The following is a 22748-nucleotide window of genomic DNA, read 5'->3' as shown; positions in this document are numbered from 1 at the left end:
CCCGAATTCTCCCCCTTTGACGACCGATCCAGACCCATGGCCGAGACGCATCTTTATCGTACCCACACCTGCGGCGCCCTTCGGGGTGACGATGCCGGCAAGACGGTCCGTCTGTCGGGCTGGGTCCACCGCAAGCGCGACCACGGCGGCCTGCTGTTCATCGACCTGCGGGACCACTACGGCCTGACCCAGCTGGTGCTGCACCCCGAGACGCCGGGCTTTGAGGCGGTCGAGCGCCTGCGGGCCGAAAGCGTCATCCGCGTGGACGGCGAGGTCGTGGCCCGCTCGGCCGAAACGAAGAATGCCAACCTGCCGACCGGCGAGATCGAGATCCAGGTCAAGGCCGTCGAGGTCCTGTCGGAAGCCGCCGAACTGCCCCTGCCGGTGTTTGGCGAGCCGGAATATCCGGAGGAGCTGCGCCTGAAGCACCGCTACCTCGATCTGCGCCGCGAGACCCTGCACAAGAATATCGTCCTGCGCTCGAAGGTGATCAGCTCGATCCGCCGCCGGATGGTCGATCAGGGCTTCCTTGAGTACCAGACCCCGATCCTGACGGCCTCCAGCCCCGAAGGTGCGCGCGACTTCCTCGTGCCGTCGCGCCTGCATCCCGGCAAATTCTACGCCCTGCCGCAGGCCCCGCAGCAGTTCAAACAGCTGCTGATGGTCTCGGGCTTCGACCGTTATTTCCAGATCGCGCCGTGTTTCCGCGATGAAGACCTGCGCGCCGACCGCTCGCTGGAATTCTATCAGCTGGACGTCGAGATGAGCTTCGTCACGCAAGAGGATGTTTTTGCGGCCATCGAACCGGTCATGCATGGCGTGTTCGAGGAGTTCGCCGACGGCAAGCCGGTGTCTCCGATCGACCAGCCCCAGACCTTCACCAACGACTTTGGCCAGACGCTGGAGCACAAGGGCTTCGAGCGCCTGACCTACGAACAGTCGATGAAGTGGTACGGCACCGACAAGCCGGACACCCGCAACCCGATCAAGATGCAGGACGTGTCGGACCACTTCCGCGACGGCGGCTTTGGCCTGTTCAACAAGATCCTCGGTGCCGACCAGAAGAACGCCGTCTGGGCCATCCCGGCCCCGACCGGCGGCTCGCGCGCCTTCTGCGACCGCATGAACAGCTGGGCTCAGGGCGAGGGCCAGCCCGGCCTCGGCTACATCTTCTGGTCCGACGACCAGCAGGCCTGGGGCGGGCCGATCGCCAAGAATCTGGGTCAGGAGCCGACCGAGGCCCTGATGACCGCGCTGGGTCTGGGCAAGGGCGACGCCGCCTTCTTCGCCGCCGGCCTGCCCGCCACCTTCGCCAAATTCGCCGGTCTGGCCCGCACGCGCGTGGCGTCCGAGCTGAAGCTGATCGACGAGGCGCAGTTCAAATTCTGCTGGATCGTCGACTTCCCGATGTTCGAATGGTCCGAGGAAGAGAAGAAGGTCGACTTCAGCCACAACCCCTTCTCGATGCCCCAAGGCGGGCTGGAGGCGCTGGAGACCCAGGATCCCCTGACCATCCGTGCCTATCAGTACGACATCGTCTGCAACGGCTATGAGCTGTGCTCGGGCGCCATCCGGAACCACAAGGCCGAGATCATGCTGAAGGCCTTCGAGATCGCCGGCTATGACGCCTCGGTGGTCGAGGACCAGTTCGGCGGCATGCTGAACGCCTTCCGCTATGGCGCGCCGCCGCACGGCGGTCTGGCCCCCGGCATCGACCGGATCGTCATGCTGCTGGCCAACCAGACGGCCATTCGCGAGGTCATCGCCTTCCCACTGAACCAGCAGGGCGAGGATCTGTTGATGAACGCGCCGACGGAAGCGGCCGAGCGTCAGCTCAAGGACGTCCACATCCGCACGGCCCTGCCGATCAAGGTCTGAGAACGCCCGTCACCCTCGGACTTGATCCGAGGGTCGGTGTCACGCTCATAGGCGACATGCCCGGACCGATCCTCTGGTCAAGCCAGAGGATGACGCGTGAGGCCGTTTAGCGCCCTGCGACCACCACGCGGGGCGGTGCCGGCGGGCGGGGGGCGGCCGGGGGCTGAACCCGCGACAGGTTGCGGCAGCTGCGGCCCGTCAGACCACCAGGCAGGCGGGTCGAGGAGTCGGCACAAGCCTCGCTGATCTGGGACTGGGTCAGGCCGCGCGACAGGCTGAGGTCGGTGCCGCGAATGTCGGCCCGCTCCAGAGAGGCGCCGGTGAAATCGGCCCGCGAGAACGAGCCGCCCGTCAGTCGGGCCCCGTTCAGCTCCGCGCCGCGGAAGTCCGCACCGGCGAAATTGCCGTTGGAAAGGTTCGAGGCGGTGACCTCGGCATTGCGGAAATCGGCGCCGCGTGCATTCACATTGGCCAGGGTGACGCCGAACAACTCGGCCCCGTTCAGATTGGCCCGCACCAGAATGGCGCCGTTCATATTGGCACCGCCGAGCGCCGCACCGGACAGATTGGCCCCGGACATGTCGGCGCGCACGAAGACCGATCCCAACCCCTCGACCCCGTCCAGCCGGGCATTGGTGAAATCCGCACCGGTAAAGTTGGCGGCGACCAGCGTCGCGCCGCGCAGGTCGGCCCGGGTGAAGTCTGCGCCCGAGAAGTTCGAGCCGACCAGTTCGGACCCGCGCAGGTCCGTTTCCACCAGGGTGGCGTCGATGAAGGTGGCGGCCGTAAAGGTGGCGCCGGACAGGTTCCGTCCCGACAGTTCGCAGCGTCGGCAGGTGCCGCCCAGCGAGACCACGCGGGCCACGTCCGGATCCTGCGGGTAAATCTGGAAGGTGCCGTCCTGGACCGGCAGCACGTCCTGGATCTGGCGCGTGAAGCGCGACTCCTGACGGCCCGTGTGGGCATCGGTGTCCCCGGCGCGCGCCGTCGTGGCGACGAGGGCCGTCAACAGGGCCAGTCCGACCAGGGCGGTCCGACCGCTCGGCTCAGGCTTCGCAAAGGGGATCACAAGACTTTTCACGCCTTCTCCATGCCGTCATTGCCCACAAATCCCTACTTAATTCGCCGTAAGGATGGAGACCATCAGCAGGCGGGAATGCGAAGCGATCCCGGCAGGCGGGTGGCCGCGTCTCCGCAGGCCCGGTCCAGCTGGCGCTGGGTCAGTCCGGTGGCGCCCTGCATCTGTGCGCCGGAGAAATTCACGCCGTCCAGTCGGGCTCCGGAGAAGTCGGCGCCTTCCAGAAAGGTCCCGACGAAACTGGCGTTGGTCAGATTGGCCCCGCCGAATCGGGCGCTGGAAAACACGGCCCCATAGGCGTCGACATCGCGCAGGTCCGCATTGGTGAAGCGCGTCCGGTTCATCACGGACAGGCTGAGGTTCGCCTGACGCAGCCGCGCCCCGGACAGGTTCAGACCGCGCGCCTCCATGTAGGAAAAGTCGCCCTGGAACAGGTTGCAGCCCGGGCAGCTCTGGCCCGCCCTGACCCGCGCGATCTGGCTGGCGTTCTGGGCCAGGGCCGGTTCGGGCAGGGCGGCGGCCAGCACCAGAATGACGGCGGACAGCCCGAGGGCGGTGGCGAGGAATGGTCGGGTCATCAAGGGCGTCCCAGGCGGTGATAGGTCGCGCCCCGCCTTGCAAGTTTCGCGCCGCGACGAGAGCCTCGGCATGGGACGATCCACCGCTGGACGCGCCCGGTGCCGGTTCGTATGATGCCACCGGCGCGCACAGGTCCGCGCCTTCTGTCATGACTGGGTTCCGAGACGTGCTGGCCAAACTGTTTTCCTGGTGGAGTGGTGCGACGATCGGCACGCTGTTCACAGTGGCCAAGCGCGGTCGTCTGGTTGGAACGGACGCCCTGGGCAACCGCTATTACGAATCGCGCGACACCCAGAGCTATGACGGGCGGCACCGGCGCTGGGTGATCTATGAGGGCTATGCCGAGGCGACCAAGGTGTCGCCCGACTGGCACGGCTGGCTGCACTACACTTTTGACGAACCGCCGACCGAGGACGCCCTGCACCGCCAGAGCTGGGAAAAGGACCATATGCCCAATATGAGCGGGACGCCCATGGCCTGGCGTCCGCCGGGCTCGGTCCTGACCGAGGGCCAGCGCCCCGCCGCGACCGGCGACTATGAGGCGTGGAAGCCCGAATGAAGCGCCCGGCCCGCATTCTGGGACTGGTTGTGGCCGCCACCCTGGCGGTCGGAGGCGTGGGCGTGACTGCTGCGCTCAATGACCGTCCCCAGGACGCCCGCCCGATTCAGGATCCACCTGTCGGTCCGACCCCGGCGCAGGACCCGGCTCAGACCAATAGCCTCGGCCCGACCGAGACTGCGCCCAATGCCCAGCCGGCCCCGGCCGCACCCGTGCCCGTTCCGCCGACGCCCGAGGAAACCACCGCCGCCCTGAACCGGGCCCGGCAAGGCGAGGCTCTGAACGAGATCGCGCCCCCCGCCGAGGAAGAGGACGAGGAAGAAGAAGAGGTCGAGGTTGTCCAGGCTCCGACCGAACCCGAAGGACCTCCGCCCCCGCGCCAGCGCCGCCGCGTCGCCGTGGTCCAGGCTGTCGACAAGGTCACGGCGGAATCGATTCGCTTTGAGGTCGAGGTCGGCGGACGCCCGGTCGCCTTCAAGCGCGAGCTGATCTTCCGGGTGCGGGCCTGCGAGGTCTCGACCGAGGGAGAACGCGATCAGGAAGCGGCTGGCTATCTCGAAATCAGCCTGCAACCGCGCGGCGTGATCACCGGGGCCGAGCCGCGTCAGCTGTTCCGGGGCTGGATGTTCGCCTCATCGCCGGGCCTCGGCGTGCTGGAACACCCCGTCTATGACGCCTGGCTGGTCGACTGCCGGGCATAGTCCAGCGCCTGCTGACCGGTCATCTCGGCCCTGAACGCCGCCATGTCGGGCGTCTGCTCCAGCGCCGGTCTCAGATCCTGCATGTAGAGCCGGTGCGGGACGTCGAGAATGTTGAACTGTTTCAGGTGATCGTTGACGAACTGGGCGTCCAGCAGGCTGAACCCCGCCCGGTTGAGGCGCGCCACCAGATGAACCAGCGCCACCTTTGAGGCGTCGCGCTGGCGGGTAAACATGCTCTCGCCGAAAAACGCCCCGCCGATCTGTACTCCATAGAGCCCGCCCACCAGCGTATCGCCCGCCCAGCATTCGACGCTGTGGGCATGCCCGCGATCGTGCAACTCGGTGTAGGCCTGCTCGATGCGGCGGTTGATCCAGGTGTCCCACCGGTCACGGATGACCGCGGCGCATCCGGCGATGACACCGGGGAAGTCGCCGTTCACCCGCACGATGAGGTCCGTGTTGCGTACCGTCCGGGCGAGGCGCGTCGGGATGTGAAACCGGTCCAGCGGGATCACCCCGCGAAAGTGCGGGCGGATCATGACCAGGGCGTCGTCGTCCCGACTGTCGGCCATGGGAAACGACCCATGGCGATAGGCGTGCAGCAGATAGTCGGCGGTCAGCGCCTCCGGCTCGATGGGCGTGGAGACCGCCTCGCTCAGCTGGCCGGACCCTTCTGGCGTTTGGCCCAGTTCTCCAGCCAGTGAATGTCGTAATCTCCGGACAGGATATCGGGCTCGTTCAACAGCTTCTGGAACAGGGGAATGGTGGTGTCGATGCCGCCGACGACCATCTCGTTCAGGCTGCGCTTCAGCCGTGCGAGGCAGGCCTCGCGGTCGCGACCGTGCACGATCAGCTTGCCGATCAGGCTGTCGTAATAGGGCGGGATCGTATAGCCGGCATAGATGGCGCTATCCATGCGCACCCCCAGGCCGCCGGGCGCGTGATAGTCGGTGATGGTGCCGGGCGAGGGGGTAAAGGTCTCGGCATTCTCGGCATTGATGCGACATTCGATGGCGTGGCCGGTGAATTTCACATCGTCCTGGGTGAACGACAGTGGCTCTCCGGCGGCAATGCGGATCTGTTCGCGAACCAGATCGACGCCGGTGATCATTTCCGTCACCGGATGCTCGACCTGCAGGCGGGTGTTCATCTCGATGAAGAAGAACTCGCCGTCCTCCCACAGGAATTCGATGGTGCCGACACCGAGGTAACCGATGGCCGCGATGGCCTTGTTGACGGTCTCGCCGATGGCGACGCGTTCAGCCGCCGACAGGGCGGGCGAGGGGGCCTCTTCGAGGATCTTCTGGTGGCGCCGCTGCAGCGAACAGTCGCGCTCGCCTAGGTGCACCACATTGCCGTGGCTGTCGGCCACGACCTGAAGCTCGATATGGCGAGGCTTCTGGAGGTAGCGCTCCATGTAGACCGCGCCGTTGCCAAAGGCCGCCTTGGCCTCGGACTGGGCCGTCTGGACGGCCTCGACCAGATCGTCGGCGGTCAGGGCCACCTTCATGCCGCGCCCGCCGCCGCCGGCGGCTGCCTTGACGATCAGGGGGAAGCCGATGGTCTTCGAGGCCGCGATGGCCGCCTCGATGGTCTCGACCTCGCCCTTCGAGCCCGGCACGCAGGGAATGCCGGCATCCAGCACCGTCTGCTTGGCCGTGATCTTGTCACCCATGACCCGGATGTGCTCGGCCTTGGGCCCGATGAATGTCATGCCGTGGGCCTCGACGATCTCGGCGAAGCGGGCGTTTTCCGACAGGAATCCATAGCCGGGGTGGATCGCCTGGGCACCGGTGATTTCGGCCGCCGCGATGATCGAGGGAATGTTCAGATACGACTTGGCCGCCGGCGCCGGGCCGATGCAGACGCTTTCGTCGGCCAGCCGCACCCACATGGCGCCCCGGTCGGCTTCCGAGTGCACGGCCACGGTGGAGATGCCCATCTCCTTGCAGGCGCGGTGGATACGCAGGGCGATCTCACCCCGGTTGGCAATCAGGACCTTGCTAAACACCGGCTCAGGCCTCGAGCAGGACGAGGGGTTCGCCGAACTCGACCGGCTGGGCGTCGCCCACAAGCACATCCGCGACCACGCCGTCGCGCGGGGCCTGGATCGGGTTCATCGTCTTCATGGCTTCGACGATCAGCAGGGTCTGGCCCTTCTTCACCTTGTCGCCGATGTTCACAAACGGCGGAGCCTCGGGCGAGGCCTGCAGATAGACGGTGCCGACCATCGGCGACTTCACCTCTTCGCCCGAGCGGGCGACGATGGTGGCCGGATCGCTGGGCATCGGCGCGGCGGGCGCGGCAGCGGCTGCGGGGGACGGGGCGGCCGCCGGTGCAGGGGCCGCGGCATAGGTGACGGGTCCGGCCGCGACCGTCAGCTCGCGCGCCACGCGGATCTTCAGTTCACCGCGCTCGACCTCGATCTCCGAGAGCTCGGTTTCCTTCAGGATGTCCGCCAGCTGGCGAACCAGGGTGGTGTCGATCTCGGCGTCGTTCGGCAATTTCTTCACAGCCATAGGGGAAGGGACCTTCTTGTTCATTCTTCAACGAGCCGCGACGTCAGCGCGTTCCTGCGCCAGCCGGAGCGCGGCCTTGACCGCCAGCTCGTAACCATGGGGGCCAAAGCCCGAAATGACGCCGGTTGCCACCAGCGAGACATAGGAATGGCGCCGGAACTCCTCCCGCGCCGCCGGATTGCTCAGATGGCACTCCACGACCGGAATGTCCAAGGTCTTGAGCGCATCCAGCAGGGCAATCGAGGTGTGGGTGAAGGCCGCCGGGTTGATGACCAGCGCCCGCGCGCTGCTCCGGGCCTCATGAATCCATTCGACCAGCTGACCTTCGTGGTTCGACTGGCGAAAGACCACCGGCACGTCGCCTGCCGCCGCCTCGCACAGGGACTGGATGTCAGCCAGCGTCTCGCGACCATAGATGTCCGGCTCACGCTCTCCCAGCAGGTTGAGGTTCGGGCCGTTCAGAACGTGGAGGGCGAGGGTCTCGGGCATTGCGCTCATGAAAAGGGCGGTCCGACCGGAATCGGACCTGCCTTTTAGCCGAGGCGGGGCGGTTATCAAACCGCGCGCGTGAAAGATTGCCCCTGCGGCAACCGGGCGCGGCGGAGCGCGTCGTCCGGGCCTCTGGCGTCCCCTTTCGGAATGCGGCAAGGGGGCGGGCAAATCCCCTCCGCCGGAGACTGCCTTGGACCGCCTCAGACAGATTGTGACGTCGCCCCGGACCGAGCGATTCATTCTCGCCCTGATCATCCTGAATGCGATCACCCTGGGGCTCGAGACCAGCGCCTGGGTCATGGACCGCGTCGGCCCGGTGCTGCTGGTGCTGGACAAGATCGTGCTGGCCATCTTCGTGGTCGAGGTGGTGGCCCGCATCGCGGTGCACCGGCTGGCCTTTTTCAAGGACCCGTGGAGCCTGTTCGACTTCGGCGTCGTGGCCATCGCCCTGGTGCCGGCGGCCGGCCCGTTCTCGGTGCTGCGCGCCCTGAGGATCCTGCGCGTGCTGCGCATGATCACCATTGTGCCGTCGCTGAAGCGGGTGGTCGGCGCCCTGATCAGCGCCCTGCCGGGCATGGGCTCGATCGTGCTGCTGATGGGGCTGATCTTCTATGTGGCGTCGGTCATGGCGACCAAGCTGTTTGGCGCCGACTTCCCCCAGTGGTTCGGTTCGATCCCGGCCTCGGCCTATTCCCTGTTCCAGATCATGACGCTGGAGAGCTGGTCGATGGGCATCGTCCGGCCGGTGATGGAGGTGCATCCCTATGCCTGGCTGTTCTTTGTCCCGTTCATCCTGTGCACCACCTTCACCATGCTGAACCTGTTCATCGGCATCGTCGTCAACGCCATGCAGGCCGAGCACGAGGAAGAGGCGAAGGCCGAGCGGCGCAAGCTGGAAGAGGACCTGCGTCTGGCCAGCGAGGAACGCCAGCAGGCCCATGCAGAAGACGTCGCCGACATGGCCGCCCTGCGCGGCGAACTGGCCGAGCTGAGACGCGCCATGACCGATCTGAGCACCAGCCTGACGGGTCGCCCCGGCTAGATGCAGGCCCCGCCCCTGTGCTACCCGGGCCCCCTGCCGAGGAAGGACGCTGCCGTGCTGCATATCCAGGTCAATGGCGAAGACCGCAACGTCACCGCGACCACCCTGACCGCCCTGGTCGAGGAACTGGGCCTCGACCCGCGCAAGGTCGCCATCGAGCGCAACCTCGAGATCGTGCCGAAGTCCCTCCACCCCACCACCACCCTGACCGACGGCGACCGCATCGAAATCGTCCAGTTCGTCGGCGGGGGGTGAATTTCGCTTCACGCCTCTTTTGCCGGATGCGCGGGAGGCCTAGGTGTCGCCCATGACTGACAAACACTCCGACACCTGGACCGTTGCCGGTCGCACCTTTTCCTCGCGGCTGATCGTGGGGACCGGCAAGTATGCTGACTATGCCCAGAACGCTGCGGCGGCCGAGGCGGCGGGGGCGGAGATCGTCACCGTGGCCCTGCGCCGGGTGAACCTGTCGGACCCCAGCCAGCCGATGCTGGTCGATCACGTGAAGCCCGACCGCTTTACCTATCTGCCCAATACGGCCGGCTGTTTCACCGGCGAGGATGCGGTCCGGACGCTCAGGCTGGCGCGCGAGGCGGGCGGCTGGAATCTGGTCAAGCTGGAGGTGCTGTCGAACACGCCGCACCTCTATCCCGACATGCCCGAGACGCTTCGCGCGCTGGAGATGCTGGTCAAGGACGGCTTTGACGTCATGGTCTATTGCACCGATGACGTGGTCATGGCCCGCCATCTGGAAGAGGCAGGCGCCGCCGCCATCATGCCCGCCGCCGCCCCGATCGGTTCGGGTCTGGGCATCCAGAACCGGGTCAATGTGCGGCTGATCGTCGAACAGGCCAAGGTGCCGGTGCTGGTCGATGCCGGGGTGGGCACGGCATCGGATGCCGCCATCGCCATGGAACTGGGCTGCGACGCCGTGCTGATGAACACCGCCATCGCTGAGGCCAAGGACCCCATCCGCATGGCGCGCGCCATGAAGCATGCGGTGATCGCGGGGCGCGAGGCCTATCTGGCCGGGCGCATGCCCAAGCGCCGCTACGCCAGCGCCTCGTCGCCGCTCAGTGGGCTGATCTAGCGGGCCGCTGCGATGGCCTGGGCGATGGCCGCGGGGGCATTGCTGGCGCTGGCCCGGCCGTTGATGAAGAAGGTCGGCGTGCCGTCCATGCCGACCGCGCCGGCCCCCGCCTGAACATCCGCCAGAATGCGGCTGACCGACGGAGCGTTCAGGGCCGCACCGTCCGGGCCGGTGTCGACGCCGTTCTCGGCCAGAATGCGGTCGATGACTTCGTGCGACAGGGCGCTCTCAGCCATCAGGGCCTGATGGACCGCCAGGTACTTGCCTTGGCTGTGCGCGACCAGAGCGGCCCGCGCGGCGTGCTGCGAGACGGTGCTGGTGCCGGCATCCAGGATCGGCCATTCGCGGAACACGAAACGGACGTCGGGATGGGCGCGCATCAGCTCCATCACACCGGGTGCGGCCGTCTTGCAGTACGGGCAGCGGTAATCGAAATATTCGACGACGGTCACCGCCGCGTCGGGCGGACCGAACACCGGCTCGCCCGGCCCGGGCTCCAGCACCTGGGGCAGGGCGGCGATGCCTGCGTTCAGCCGCTCGATCCTCTGGCTGGCGGCCTGCTGGTCGCGGGCCTGAACCATTTCGTCGAGGATCTGGGGGTTTTCGACCAGATAGGTTCGCACACGGGTCTCAAAGCCACCGCCAAAGCTGGCCCAGGCCGACAGGCCGAGCGCGATCACGGACACCGCCACCGCGGCCTGCACGCCATAGCGAGCCATCCAGCCGGGTTGCGGAACCGGCGTGAGAGCCGGAGGCGGCTGGACGGCCTCAGGGGCAGGCTTGCGCGCGGCGCGGCGCTTGGGGGCGGGCGGTGTGTCGGTCATGCGGTCTCTAGTTCACGGGTTCCGGAGGCAGGACCCCTGTTGGGCGCCTCGCCGTCGATTCGTCCAGCACCCGCAGGTCGTCCATGGTCGCTCCGGATGCCAGGATAATGTCCATGGCGCGGCGCCATTCCATCGAGCCGGGCTCCAGCATGTCGCGGGCGCGCAGGGCAAACTGGGTCGCCTGATCAACCTGACCGATGGCGTAGTGGTATTCGGCCGAGGCCAGCCGCGCCTCGCCCTCACGGCCCAGCTGGGAATAGGCCTGACCCAGCAGGCGCCAGGCCATGGGGTTGTCATGCTCCAGTACCGTGGCCTGTTTCAGCTCGACGACGGCGCGTTCCAGCAGGTCGTCATCGCGCGATTCCAGCAGGGCGTGGCCCAGATTGATCCGAAGCAGCGGCGCGTCCGGCATGAGCTCGACCGAGCGCTGGTGCGCCTCGATGGCCTCGACCGGACGGCCTTCCTCGAAATAGATCTGGCCCTTCAGCTCCCAGAAGAAGGGGTTGTCGGGCTGTTCCTCGATCAGGGCGTCCACGGCAGCCAGCGCCCGGTCGGTCTGACCGTCGCGGAACCAGGCGATGGTCCGCGCATAACGGGCGGGCAGGGAGGTGTCGCTCTCGGGATATTCGCGCAGGGTAATGCCCGGATGATCCATGAAGGCGTGGATCTTGGCGATGATCAGGGCGTGCTCCGCCATCCGCTCAGGGCTGTCGACCTCGTCGTAATAGGGGGAGGACTCGACCGGGCCGCGCAGGTTCTCGATGCGGCGCGAGGACAGGGGGTGGCTGCGGAAATAGGGAAAGCGGCGGGCTTCGGAGAAGACTTCCTGCGAGCGGAAATTCTCGAAGAATTCGATCAGGCCCCGACCGGAAAGACCAGCTGACTCCAGTGCTCGGGCGGCGGTGATATCGGCCTCGCCCTCCTGGCTCTGCATATACCGAAGCGCACCCAGGGTGCCAAAATACTGGCTGGAGGCCACCAGCATGGCGGCGGCGTCCGGCGCACCGGCCACGGCGGCGAGCGCGCCCAGCGCCATGGTCATAAGAAACGGCTGCATGCCCGCGTTCTGCACCCCGTCGCGCAGGGTGTGGCGGTTGCGGATGTGGCCGCCCTCATGGGCGATGACGCCCAGCAGTTGGTTGGGATTGTCGGTCTCGAGGATCAGGCCGGTGTTCAGCCCCATGATCCGGCCGCGCGTGGCAAAGGCGTTCAGCGACGGATCATTGACCAGCAGGATGGTCATTTCATCCGGCTCCAGTCCCATCGCCGTGAACACGGGCGCGGACCAGTCGTGGATGATTCCCTCGATCTCCGTATCGCGGATGATGCTCTGGGCCTGGGCGTGCGCTGGCAGCGCCAGCAGCGCCGCGATGGCGACAGCTACACCGGTGATGCGGGAAACAGATCGCTTAAGCCAGCTCAAGGTACGCTCCTGTCCGACGGCGACCGGCCCGGTCGCCCTTTTCCGGGATCGTCATTGGTCGCCGGGCGACAAGGCCAAACAATGGCCGTCCCGCCCGGCATGACCGGTCACCGTGATCATCCCCCATGATGGGGCGTCAGGTCAAAGGCGCCACCACCCGCGCTTGGGCTTGGGCGGAGGGGCCGTGATCTGGTTCGGGTCGCTGGCCAGGATTTCCTCGACATCGACCGTCTTGCGCGCGGAAGCAGGCTTGCTGACGACGACATCGTCCGCAGGTTCCTCGGCAACAGGTGCCGGTTCACCAGGGGCCTCCGGTTCGACCGGCGTCGGCGGCAGGGTCGTCTCGGCTTCGACCTCGACGGGGACCTCATCGTCCGTGGCTTCGGTGACGACCTTACGACGCACGCGGCGGCGTTTCGGAGCGGGCTCGACGTCCGCCGTTTCCGTCACAGGCACCGACGTTTCGGTCTCGGCCGAAGCGGTGACGGCGGTATCGACCGGCTCTTCGTCGATCATGCCTTCATTGGCGGCGCGAGCCTCGGCGCGCGGGCTGGCCTCGTCGGAACCGGTCCGATCCCGTCCGCGTCCACGACGGCGACGACGGCGACGGCCACCGCCCTCGCGTTCGCCTTCGTTCTCGCCGTCATCATTGGCAGGATGGCTGTCGGCCTTGTCAGCCTGCACAGGCCGGGGCTCGGTCGAGTCCGTATCAGCATGGGGGTTCAGCGGATCGAACCAGACATAGGGGTCGGTCAGCGAGGGTGTGCGACCGCGCACCCAGTTGAAGCCGTCCCGTTCGCTGTCCTCGCGGACGCGACGTCCGCCGCGACGACCCCGACGGCGGCGGCGGCCCCCGTCCTCGCTGTCGTCGTCCGAAGCCTCCGGAGCCGGTGCGCGCTGACGGCCCCGGTCGCGCGGTGCGCGGTCTTCCTGAACGGTTTCGTCGGCATCCTCGGATGCGACGTCGAAGTCCTCATCCTCGTCTTCGTCCTCATAGTCCTCGTCAAAGGCCAGATCGTCGACCGGCATGTCATCGACCGGCAGGGCATCGGCCTCGGGGGCGACGAACTCGGGATCCGTGGTCAGCCGCTCGATGGCATAGTCGCCCGGCGCCAGGCTCTCGTCGACCGAGACCATAACCACCACGCCGCGCATCCGCGCCATGGCGTCCAGATAGGCGCGCTTGTGATTCAGGATGTACAGGGCTGCGTCCAGCGGCACTTTCAGGCCGATGGTCCCGGCACCATTCTTGCCGGCTTCGATATCGACGCCGCGCAGCATCATCAACGCCGCCGACTCCGCCGAGCGAACCCGTCCGGCGCCCTGGCAGTGCGGGCAGACCTCGGTGGCCCCCTCGATCACGCCCAGACGACGACGCTGGCGGCTGATTTCCATCAGGCCAAAGTCCGAGATACGGCCCATCTGGATGCGGGCGCGATCCTTGGCCAGCGCATCCTTCATGGTCTTTTCGACCGACCGGTTGTTCTTCGACTCATCCATGTCGATGAAGTCGATGACCACCAGCCCGGCCAGATCGCGCAGCCGCAACTGGCGCGCAGCCTCGACGGCGGCTTCCAGATTGGTCTTGTAGGCTGTCTGCTCGACGTTGCGTTCCTTGGTCGCGCGGCCCGAGTTGACGTCGATGGCGACCAGCGCCTCGGTCTGGTTGATCACCAGATAGCCACCGGACTTCAGCGGCACCGTCGGCTGGTGGATCTGGGTCAGCAGATCCTCGATGCCGTGGGCGGCGAACAGCGGCTTGGAGCCGGTATACAGGTGCACCTTCTTCGCATGGGCGGGCATCAGCACGCGCATGAAGTCGCGGGCCTGCTTCCAGCCCTCATAGCCCTCGACCTGGATGCCGTCGAAATCCTTGTCGAACATGTCGCGCACGGCGCGGCGGACAAGGTTTTCTTCTTCGTAGATCAGACTGGGCGCGTTCGAGCCCAGGGTGGTCTCGCGGATCGTCTCCCACAGTCGCAGCAGATATTCATAGTCACGCTTGATCTCGGCCTTGGTGCGCTTGGCGCCGGCCGTGCGGATGATCAGGCCCATGCCCTTGGGCACGTCCAGTGCCGCTGCCGCCGCCTTCAGGCGCTTGCGATCCGTGGCCTGGGTGATCTTGCGCGAGATGCCGCCGCCCTTGCCGGTGTTGGGCATCAGCACGCAGTAGCGGCCGGCCAGCGACAGCCAGGTGGTCAGGGCCGCGCCCTTGGCGCCGCGCTCGTCCTTGACCACCTGCACCAGCAGGATCTGACGACGGCGGATAACGTCCTGGATCTTGTAGCGCCGCATCAGGCGCCGCTTCAGACGTTCCTCGTCGGCCAGCCCGCCTTCCGACTCACCGTCGTCGCTCTCGCGGCCCAGATCGTCGTGCTCAGAGTCGTCATCGGATGACGAATTGGACAACTCGGCCATGATCGCCTCGCGATCGGCGACCGGGATCTGGTAATAGTCCGGGTGGATTTCGTTGAAGGCTAGGAAGCCGTGGCGATTGCCGCCGTATTCGACGAAGGCGGCCTGAAGGCTGGGCTCTACCCGTGTGACCTTGGCCAGATAGATGTTGCCGCGAAGTTGGCGACGGGCGCGGGATTCAAAGTCGAATTCCTCAACCTGGCGCGCCTCTACGATGGCGACGCGGGTCTCCTCGGCATGGGCCGCGTCGATAAGCATTGTCTTGGACATGAAGGATCTTTCCTGGGCGCGCCGGTCCCCGCCCGTCGGGACGTGTCCCGACCGGTCGAGCGGCTCGCCTGAATGAATGAGGGGCATGGACCCGGATGAACCCCGCGCAGACGGTCAGGCCGTCGGCTGTGCGAACAGGTTCGATCTCCAGATTCGAGCGGGTCGAAAGGCCCATGGTCGTGCGTGTTCCTGAAACGCGGCCCGGTGGCTGCCAGACATCCCTTTCGTCGGGGGTCTTTCATCCGTGGGGCCGGTTCCGCCCTGTCGTCCGTCGGTCAGGCCGTGCGGGCGTCAGAAGGGTGGGATCGGGGCTGATGGCCGCACGGCCCGCACGAAACGGGCCGCGACCGCAGCACACAGACAATAGGCAGCCCGTGCGCGAATTGAAAGCGACTTGGCCTTAACGGAATCCACAGAGGCCTGTGTCAGGTGTGGCATCACCGAAAATCGGTCCTGTGAATACCTGCGGTTACGACAGAATGCGCGCGACACTGAAATTCGATCTGGCCCGGTGGGGGGCGAAGGAATGGGCCATGACCGCCCTGGCCCTTGTCGTGCTTTGCACCTTGCTGCTGACCGCCACGCGCGGGCTGGCTCTCGGAGCCGACGGTGATGTCCTGAGGGTGCGCTTCGGCGGGGATGCCCAGCGCACCCGCGTGGTCATTGATCTGGACGCCTCGACGCGCGGCACCCTCGTCGAGGCCGGAGGCAGCGGCCAACTGGTCGTCGATCTGGACAATATTCGCGCCGGTCGTGGCCAGAGCGGGCCGGGGATGGGGCTGGTGCGCACCTATCGCGTCGCCCAGGCCGGCAGCCGCTCGCGAATCGAACTGGCCCTGGCGTCGGGGGTCGAAGTCGAGCGTCGCTTCCTGCTGTCGCCCGGCGATGGCGTCGAGCACTATCGCTATGTCATCGATCTGAAGGCCACAGGCGAGGCGTCGACCGCCATGGCGACGCCGCCGCCCCGGGGCGCCGCCACACCGGCGCGTGGCCGGCGCGGGGATCAGCGGCCCCTGATCGTCATCGACCCCGGTCATGGCGGGCGAGACCCCGGCGCATCAGGCCAGCAGTCGCGCGAAAGTGCCATAACCCTTGCCGCCGGTCTGGCGCTCAAGGCTGAACTGGAGCGCACGGGCCGTTATCGCGTCCTCATGACCCGTTCGACCGATGTCTATGTCGGCCTGCCGCGCCGGGTCGAGATCGCCCGCGAGGCGGGTGCGGACCTGTTCATCAGCCTGCACGCCGACGCCGGGGCCGATCCGGCCACGCGCGGCGCCAGCGTCTATACCCTGTCCGAACAGGGCGCCGGGCGGGCCGTACGCGAGTTTACCGTTCGCGATGACTGGCACCGCGAGCTGCATCTGCCCGGCCAGGACCCGTCGGTGGACCGCATCCTGCTGGATATGACCCAGCGTTCGACCCAGAATCGCTCGGCCTGGTTCGCGCGGTCGCTGCTGGGCGAGATCGAGCGCACCGGCCACCCCATGCTGCGGCGCAGCCACCGTGATGCCGGTCTGGCGGTCCTGCTGGCCCCCGATGTTCCGGCGGTGCTGCTGGAGATGGGGTTCGTCACCAATCCTGAGGACGAACGCATCCTGCTGGACGAGCGCCGCCGTCGCGACCTCATGCGGGGCGTGGTGGCGGGCATCGACGCCTATTTCCAGGCGCTGCAAAGCCCGACCCGCTATGCCGGGACGCCACAGGCCGGTGGCACCCCCTGACCGGCCAATGCCCCGCCGTGACGTTACAGACCCTTTCGCGGGGCGGCGACGCGGGCTAAACCCTCAGGACAGGTCCTGTCGGAGTGAGCGGTGAAGATAGCCGAACGTTGGTTCGTGATGGCGGGTATCGGCCTTTTGGGCGCGATTGCCCTGGCTGGCCTGGTGGTCACCGTTTACGCGGCGTGGCTTTTCCATGACCTGCCTGATGCGACCGAGCTGGCCGATTACCGGCCGGCGACGGCCACGCGCGTTTATGCCGGTGACGGCACCCTGATCGGCGAGTTTTCCGAAGAACGCCGAATCTATGTGTCCTACGACCAGATCCCGCCCGTCGTGATCCAGGCGTTTCTGGCCGCCGAAGACCGGAATTTCTTCAGCCACGGCGGCGTCGATGTCTCGGGCCTCGGCCGGGCCATGTTCAAGAACATCTTCAACGTGGCGACCGGGCGCAGGCTTGAGGGTGGATCGACCATCACCCAGCAGGTCGCCAAGAACATCATGCTGACCAATGAGACCAGCGTGAACCGCAAGTTGAAGGAGGCCATCCTTTCCAGCCGGCTTGAGGCGACCCTCAGCAAGGAACAGATCATCGAGCTGTACCTGAACGAGATCTATCTGGGCTATCGGTCGTATGGCATCGCTTCGGCGGCCTACAACTATTTCGGCAAGTCGCTGGAGCAGCTGACGCCTGAAGAAGCCGCCTTCCTCGCGGCCCTGCCCAAGGGACCGACCAACTATCACCCTAAACGCTATCCCGAAGCCGCAAAGGCCCGGCGCGACTGGGTTCTCGGCGAAATGGCCGACAACCGGGCCCTGACGCAGCAGGAGCTGGCTGCCGCGCGCGCCAAACCCCTGATCACCCAGGACGCGCCGATGCGGGCCCAGTACCGCGACGCCGACTATTTCGTGGAAGAAGCTCGCCGCCGGGCCATTGCCGAATACGGTGCCCAGGCCATCAATGCAGGCGGCTATTACCTGCGCACCACCCTTGATCCGACCCTCCAGACGGCCGCCCGCAACGCCCTGATGACCGGGCTGGAGGCCTATGATCGCCGCCACGGCTGGCGCGGCCCCTGGGGCACCACAGACTTCGCAGACGGCTGGCAGGAGGAGGCCCGGAAGAAAACCACGCCCCCTGAACGGCGGAACTGGCAGGCGGCGGCGGTCGAGAGCGTATCGGGCAACACCGTTCGCATCCGTCTGGCCGTCAGTGACGGTGTTGGCGCTCTGGTCCCGGCAGATGCCGCCTGGGCCAATGCCAACAAACGGCTGCAGCGGGGCGACCTGATCTTTGTCGAGCCGCGTGGCGACCAGTTCGCGCTGAAACAAATTCCGGCCGTCAACGGCGCCCTGGTTGCCATCGACCCCCAGACCGGCCGGGTACTGGCCATGGTCGGCGGCTACTCCTACGCCCTGTCCAGCTTCAACCGCGCGACCCAGGCCCGACGCCAGCCCGGCTCGGCCTTCAAGCCGATCGTCTATGCCGCCGCGCTGGAGGGCGACTTCACCCCGGCCTCGATCGTACTGGACGCGCCGATCAGCTTTGCCGGTGGTCCGAACGGCACCCGCTGGACGCCAGAAAATTACAGCCGCGAATATTATGGCCCGCAGACCCTGCGCCGGGGGCTGGAGCTGTCGCGCAACGTCATGACCGTCCGGCTGGCCGATCAGGTCGGCATGCGCAAGATCGTCGATCTGGCCGAGACCATGGGTGTGGCCGATGACCTGCAGCCCAATCTGTCGGTGTCGCTGGGCGCCGGCGAGACCACGCCCTATGACCTCACCGCCGCCTATGCCGCCTTCGTCAATGGTGGACGCCGGATCGAACCCTATCTGATCGAACTGATCCAGGACCGGAACGGCGAGACGGTGTTCAATGCCGAAGACCGCACCTGCCGCGAGTGCACCCGGGGCTTCAGCGGGCAGGAATCACCGCGTCTCGAGCCGCGCGGGGAACAGGTCATCGACCCCATCACCGCCTATCAGGTCAGTTCGATGCTGGAAGGCGTCATCCAGCGCGGCACCGGCGCCAGCGCCCGCGGTCTCGGCCGCTGGGTCGGGGGCAAGACCGGCACGACCAATGAATACCGTTCGGCCTGGTTCGTCGGCTTCACGACCGACATTGTCGTGGGCGTCTTCATCGGCTTTGACGACAACCGCCCCATGGGACGGGGCGAGACCGGTGCGGCGACGCCCGTGCCCATCTTCAATGCCTTCATGCAGGAAGCCCTCAAGGAGTATCCGGCGCGGCCTTTCCTCAAGCCCCGGAATGCCGTCTTCCGCACGGTGAACGGTATCGAGGAAGCCTTCCGCCCCGGCACCGAGCGCCGCATCCCCGAGCCCACGCGTGAGCCCGAAACGCCGACGGGGCCGCAGAACTACAACGACATCATCCGGCGCGAGCAGGAAGAAAAGACGCGTCAGGAGGCCACTGCGCCCCCGGCCACCACGCCGCCTCCGCCCAAGAAGGAACCGGCAGAGGACTTGAGCGGGCTCTACTGACCCTCTAGGTACGCTGCTTGTCGCGCATCCGGCCTCACGGTCGGGTGCGCCTTTTCATCAGATCGCAGGAGTAGGCGATGAGAGCGGATGTCGAGGCCTTGAAGGCTGACATCGAGCAGAGCGTGGCTCTGCTCAGGAGGCGTCTTTGACTGGGATGTCGCCCTACGGAAACTGGATGAGCTGAACGCCCGGGTCGAGGACCCGACCCTGTGGGATGACCCCGACCAGGCCCAGGCCGTCAGCCGCGAACGCTCGCAGCTGGAAGCCCGGATCGGCACGGTGCGCGAGATGGAGACCGGTCTGGAAGAGGGCATCATGCTCTCGGAAATGGCCGATGAGGAAGACGACGAGGCCACCTATCAGGAAGCCGTCGCATCCCTGAAGACCATCAAGGACCGCGCCGCGCGCGCCGAGCTGGAAGCCCTGCTGTCCGGTGAGGCCGATGGCAATGACGCCTATCTGGAAGTGAACTCCGGCGCCGGCGGCACCGAGTCCAACGACTGGGCCGGCATGCTGCTGCGCATGTATTCCCGCTGGGCCAAAGCCCACGGCTATGAGGTCACGATCGAGGCCGAGGAATCCGGCGAACAGGCGGGGGTCAAGTCGGCCACCCTCCTGATCGAGGGACCCAACGCCTATGGCTGGCTGAAGTCGGAGTCGGGCGTGCATCGGCTGGTGCGCATCAGCCCCTATGACGCGGCGGCCAAACGCCACACCAGCTTCGCCTCGATCGGGGTGTCGCCCGTCGTGGATGACACCATCGAGATCGACATCAACCCGGCCGATGTCCGCACCGACACCTATCGCGCGTCCGGTGCGGGCGGTCAGCACATCAACAAGACCGACTCGGCTGTCCGTCTGACCCACGTACCGACCAACACGGTTGTGGCCTGTCAGGCCGGGCGCTCCCAGCACCAGAACCGCGAACAGGCCTGGAAGATGCTGCGCGCCCGTCTGTACGAACTGGAACTGCAAAAGCGCGAGGCCGCGGCCCAGGCCTTGGCCGACGCCAAGACCGACATCGGCTGGGGCCACCAGATCCGTTCCTACGTCCTGCAGCCCTATCAGATGGTCAAGGACCTGCGGACCAATGTCGAAACCTCCGACACCGACGGCGTGCTGAACGGCGATCTGGACGCCTTCATGGGCGCGGCGCTGGCGGCCCGGGTCGGCGAGACCCGCGATGGTGCCGACAGCTGATACGAAAAACGGGGCCGCGAGGCCCCGTTTCCATATCCGAAGAGATTGCCGACCCTAGTTGGACGACATGTCGATCCGTTGCGGCGTTTCGGCCTGGGGCACCGGCTGCGGGGCCTGGGCGGCAACCGCAGGCTGGGCCGACGGGCGCGGGGCCGAGGCCGGCGCGGCGTTTCGGCTGCCCTGGATGCAGCGGCCCTGGAAATAGGCGCCGATGTCGATCGACAGCTGTTCGGCGGTGATGTCGCCGTCGACGTAGGCGGTGGAGATCAGCTTGACCTGCTTGCCCGAGACGGCACCGACGATCCGGCCGCGCACCTCGACATAGTCGGCATTGACGCTGCCTTCGATGGCGCCGGTCTCGCCGACAATCAGGCGACCGACCTTGACGTCGCCCTTGATCTGGCCGTCGACCTGCAGGTCGCCCGAGCCCGAGATATTGCCTTCAAACCGCAGGTCCGCCGACAGGGTCGACAGATTGCGGCCCGACGACTGCTGTTGCGGCGCGGGCTGGCGCGGCTGGGACGAGGGGGCCTGTGCCGCCTGCGATGCCTGGGGCGCCTGCGGCATGTCGGGCAGCGGCGGGATCGACGGCACCGACGACGGCTTGGCGGGGGACTTCGACTTATTGAACAAGATAATCTCCGGCTTTCATGAAGCGGGCTGGATTCTGGGCGCGGCCGTTCATCCAGACCTCATAGTGCAGGTGCACACCGGTCGACCGTCCGGTCGAACCCATGGCCCCGATTCTTTGGCCCAGCGCGACCCGCTGCCCGATTTGAACGGACGCCGAGTTGAGATGGGCGTAGCGCGTCTTGAAACCGCCTCCGTGGTCTATCTCAACGGTGTTGCCATACCCTGAACGAACGCCAACAAAAGACACCACCCCCGGCGCGGTCGAATAGATCGGCGTATTCAGCGGCGCGGCAAAGTCCTGACCCTGATGCAGGGCAGGGCGACCGTTGAACGGATCGAACCGCACGCCAAAGCCCGAGGTCGTGCGCGCCTGGGTCGGCCGGGCAAACGGCAGGCCGCCGGACGCGTCGGTCAGGGCGCGCATATCGCCCAGATTGCTGGTCGCGCTGAGGATGCGGGCGGCGAACGGCTCATCGACATCCAGAATGGCCGCCAGCGCGCTCGGATCGTCCGCCTGGATCAGCGGCCCGCCCAGCGAGGTGCCCTGTCCGATGTAGGCGGCAGGGTTCAACCCGGCCAGCCGGAAGGCTAGCCGCAGCCGTTCGGCGCGGGTCTCGGCGAACTGTTCAGCCCGGGCGATCAGACGCTCCTGATCCATGCGCACCGCGGCCATGCGCTCGATCGGCGTGCGGCTGTCGGAGTCGCTCATGACGACGGGCTGCAGCTCCAGCTCGGCGCCGTCCACGCCACGGAAGGTGCCCATGACCTGGGTCAGGGCGGCGTGGCGCCGCTCGACCATCTGGGCCATTTCCTCGAGCGAGCCGGTGCTGGCGGTCATCCGCACCACGGCGGTCTCAAGACGGGCCTGCAGATCGGCATTGACGCGCTCGGACGTCGCGCGGGCCTGGGCCACAGCGCGCTCGGCCTGGCTGACGCCGATCATGTCGAGGATGAAGCCGCAGCTGGCGATCGCGCCCCAGCCGATCAGTCCCACGGCCACCGCCCCCATCAGGATCTGGCGTCGGGCCGTCAGGGCGTAGGCCTGAACCTCATCGCCCGTGCGAAGATAGATGTAACGGACAGGAAACCACCGTTGGAGCCATCCTGTCCGGGTCGTTTCTGCCTCGTCGCGCATACGCTACACCCCCGAACGCACGCTTTATGCGCCAGCGACGGTGAAGCTTCAACCCTGTTAGGGAAGCATTAACCCTCTTTGGAATCGTATTCGGAGAATAACGCTGCTCGGCAAGACTGGATTTCGCCTGTCACGCGAACCGCGAATCTGGCTTTCCGTGACGACCCGTCAGCTCTCGGACAGTTGTCGGTCTCGCAGGTCGGACTGCGAATCTACAAGCTGCGAACAGCTTGCAGAACCTCCTCGGCATGGCCCTTGACCTTCACCCGGGGCCACTGGTGGCGGATCACGCCCTGGGCATCAATCAGGAAGGTGGCGCGCTCGATGCCCATATAGGTCCGGCCGTACATCGACTTTTCGACCCAGGTGCCGAACGCCGCACAGACGCTCTCATCCTCGTCCGCCGCCAGGGTGACGGTCAGGTCGTGCTTGGCCTTGAAGTTCGACAGCTTCTTAACCGTGTCCTTCGACACGCCGATCACCCGGGCCCCTGCGGCGGCAAAGTCGTCCATCAAGGACGAGAAGTCCTTGCCCTCGGTCGTGCAGCCGGGCGTGTCCGCCTTCGGATAGAAGTAGAGCACATAGGGCCGGCCCTTCAGCGCCCCGTCACTGACCCGGTCCCCGTCGGCGGTCGGCATGTCAAATGCCGGAACGGGTTTGCCTTCAAGCTCGGACATCTGCGTCTCC

21 protein-coding genes are annotated in these 22748 nt (G+C 66.6%); 9 read left to right on the top strand and 12 right to left on the bottom strand.

Annotated elements, in window-relative coordinates; all coding sequences use genetic code 11:
- Positions 1-36: 36 nt before the first annotated feature.
- Positions 37-1878: an aspartate--tRNA ligase gene (gene aspS, locus EG854_RS05460; protein ID WP_123286692.1), complete on the top strand. Its 1842-nt coding sequence runs from the start codon at positions 37-39 to the stop codon at positions 1876-1878.
- A 106-nt stretch (positions 1879-1984) separates the two neighbouring features.
- Here aspS and EG854_RS05455 read toward each other — a convergent pair whose 3' ends face one another.
- Both EG854_RS05455 and EG854_RS05450 read right to left on the bottom strand, forming a co-directional pair.
- Positions 1985-2959, bottom strand: coding sequence for a pentapeptide repeat-containing protein (locus EG854_RS05455; RefSeq protein ID WP_241153143.1), 975 nt, complete (start codon positions 2957-2959; stop codon positions 1985-1987).
- 62 nt (positions 2960-3021) lie between these two features.
- On the bottom strand, positions 3022-3534 hold the full coding sequence (locus EG854_RS05450; RefSeq protein WP_123286691.1) for a pentapeptide repeat-containing protein: 513 nt from the start codon (positions 3532-3534) through the stop codon (positions 3022-3024).
- Positions 3535-3683: 149 nt separating this feature from the next.
- Here EG854_RS05450 and EG854_RS05445 point away from each other — a divergent pair, with 149 nt between their 5' ends.
- Both EG854_RS05445 and EG854_RS05440 read left to right on the top strand, forming a co-directional pair.
- Positions 3684-4094, top strand: a complete 411-nt coding sequence (locus EG854_RS05445; protein ID WP_123286690.1) for an NADH:ubiquinone oxidoreductase subunit NDUFA12 — start codon at positions 3684-3686, stop codon at positions 4092-4094.
- The gene (locus EG854_RS05440; RefSeq protein WP_123286689.1) at positions 4091-4795 is read left to right on the top strand and encodes a DUF2155 domain-containing protein; all 705 of its coding nucleotides are present in this window, start codon (positions 4091-4093) and stop codon (positions 4793-4795) included. Before EG854_RS05445 ends, EG854_RS05440 begins: the two co-directional genes overlap by 4 nt.
- On the opposite strand, the gene aat is transcribed toward EG854_RS05440, so the two are convergent.
- From aat to aroQ, 4 genes are read right to left on the bottom strand one after another with little or no spacing between them, the layout of a single operon-like run.
- Complete coding sequence (aat, locus tag EG854_RS05435; protein WP_164461888.1) at positions 4762-5430, bottom strand: leucyl/phenylalanyl-tRNA--protein transferase; 669 nt, start codon at positions 5428-5430, stop codon at positions 4762-4764. The genes EG854_RS05440 and aat overlap by 34 nt on opposite strands.
- Positions 5431-5450: 20 nt before the next feature.
- Complete coding sequence (gene accC / locus EG854_RS05430; RefSeq protein WP_123286687.1) at positions 5451-6806, bottom strand: acetyl-CoA carboxylase biotin carboxylase subunit; 1356 nt, start codon at positions 6804-6806, stop codon at positions 5451-5453.
- Between the two features lie 4 nt (positions 6807-6810).
- A complete protein-coding gene (accB, locus tag EG854_RS05425; protein WP_123286686.1) occupies positions 6811-7314 on the bottom strand; it encodes an acetyl-CoA carboxylase biotin carboxyl carrier protein in 504 nt (167 codons plus the stop codon).
- 27 nt (positions 7315-7341) lie between these two features.
- Positions 7342-7803, bottom strand: a complete 462-nt coding sequence (aroQ, locus tag EG854_RS05420) for a type II 3-dehydroquinate dehydratase (RefSeq protein ID WP_123286685.1) — start codon at positions 7801-7803, stop codon at positions 7342-7344.
- Positions 7804-7996: 193 nt separating this feature from the next.
- Between aroQ and EG854_RS05415 the strand changes: the two genes are divergently transcribed.
- From EG854_RS05415 to EG854_RS05405, 3 genes are read left to right on the top strand one after another with little or no spacing between them, the layout of a single operon-like run.
- Positions 7997-8848 carry an ion transporter gene (locus tag EG854_RS05415; protein WP_123286684.1) on the top strand — a complete coding sequence of 284 codons (852 nt, stop codon included), beginning with the start codon at positions 7997-7999 and terminating at the stop codon, positions 8846-8848.
- A gap of 57 nt (positions 8849-8905) precedes the next feature.
- Complete coding sequence (gene thiS, locus EG854_RS05410; RefSeq protein WP_123286893.1) at positions 8906-9103, top strand: sulfur carrier protein ThiS; 198 nt, start codon at positions 8906-8908, stop codon at positions 9101-9103.
- 52 nt (positions 9104-9155) lie between these two features.
- Positions 9156-9938 (top strand): HisA/HisF-related TIM barrel protein, encoded by a 783-nt coding sequence (locus EG854_RS05405; protein WP_123286683.1) that lies wholly within the window; start codon positions 9156-9158, stop codon positions 9936-9938.
- Here the strand turns inward: EG854_RS05405 and EG854_RS05400 are convergent.
- From EG854_RS05400 to EG854_RS05390, 3 genes are all read right to left on the bottom strand, one after another.
- A complete protein-coding gene (locus EG854_RS05400; RefSeq protein ID WP_123286682.1) occupies positions 9935-10762 on the bottom strand; it encodes a DsbA family protein in 828 nt (275 codons plus the stop codon). The genes EG854_RS05405 and EG854_RS05400 overlap by 4 nt on opposite strands.
- A 7-nt stretch (positions 10763-10769) precedes the next feature.
- Complete coding sequence (locus EG854_RS05395; protein WP_123286681.1) at positions 10770-12185, bottom strand: M48 family metalloprotease; 1416 nt, start codon at positions 12183-12185, stop codon at positions 10770-10772.
- 141 nt (positions 12186-12326) lie between these two features.
- The gene (locus tag EG854_RS05390) at positions 12327-14870 is read right to left on the bottom strand and encodes an Rne/Rng family ribonuclease (RefSeq protein WP_123286680.1); all 2544 of its coding nucleotides are present in this window, start codon (positions 14868-14870) and stop codon (positions 12327-12329) included.
- Positions 14871-15403: 533 nt separating this feature from the next.
- On the opposite strand from EG854_RS05390, the gene EG854_RS05385 reads away from it, so the two are divergent.
- The 3 genes from EG854_RS05385 (at position 15404) to prfB (ending at position 20293) form a co-directional block, all read left to right on the top strand.
- Positions 15404-16591: an N-acetylmuramoyl-L-alanine amidase gene (locus EG854_RS05385; protein ID WP_123286891.1), complete on the top strand. Its 1188-nt coding sequence runs from the start codon at positions 15404-15406 to the stop codon at positions 16589-16591.
- Positions 16592-16708: 117 nt separating this feature from the next.
- Positions 16709-19093 (top strand): penicillin-binding protein 1A, encoded by a 2385-nt coding sequence (locus EG854_RS05380; protein ID WP_164461886.1) that lies wholly within the window; start codon positions 16709-16711, stop codon positions 19091-19093.
- A gap of 77 nt (positions 19094-19170) precedes the next feature.
- Positions 19171-20293, top strand: a protein-coding gene (gene prfB, locus EG854_RS05375; protein ID WP_123286678.1) for a peptide chain release factor 2 whose coding sequence is annotated in 2 segments (ribosomal slippage) — positions 19171-19239 and positions 19241-20293 — 1122 coding nt in all. Because the reading frame shifts where the segments join, the coding sequence is not laid out codon by codon here.
- 54 nt (positions 20294-20347) lie between these two features.
- Here prfB and EG854_RS05370 read toward each other — a convergent pair.
- The 3 genes from EG854_RS05370 to EG854_RS05360 all read right to left on the bottom strand — a co-directional run bounded on the left by EG854_RS05370 (position 20348) and on the right by EG854_RS05360 (position 22738).
- The gene (locus tag EG854_RS05370) at positions 20348-20926 is read right to left on the bottom strand and encodes a bactofilin family protein (RefSeq protein WP_241153142.1); all 579 of its coding nucleotides are present in this window, start codon (positions 20924-20926) and stop codon (positions 20348-20350) included.
- Positions 20916-22061, bottom strand: coding sequence for a M23 family metallopeptidase (locus tag EG854_RS05365; protein ID WP_123286677.1), 1146 nt, complete (start codon positions 22059-22061; stop codon positions 20916-20918). The genes EG854_RS05370 and EG854_RS05365 overlap by 11 nt, the downstream gene beginning before the upstream one ends.
- A gap of 212 nt (positions 22062-22273) precedes the next feature.
- Positions 22274-22738 (bottom strand): peroxiredoxin, encoded by a 465-nt coding sequence (locus EG854_RS05360; RefSeq protein WP_123286676.1) that lies wholly within the window; start codon positions 22736-22738, stop codon positions 22274-22276.
- Between the last annotated feature and the right edge of the window lie 10 nt (positions 22739-22748).

Origin of the sequence: Brevundimonas halotolerans (assembly GCF_003730275.1) — a bacterium.
In the GTDB taxonomy this organism is placed as follows: Bacteria; Pseudomonadota; Alphaproteobacteria; order Caulobacterales; family Caulobacteraceae; genus Brevundimonas; species Brevundimonas halotolerans.
This window is presented reverse-complemented; position numbering and strand designations above follow the sequence as displayed.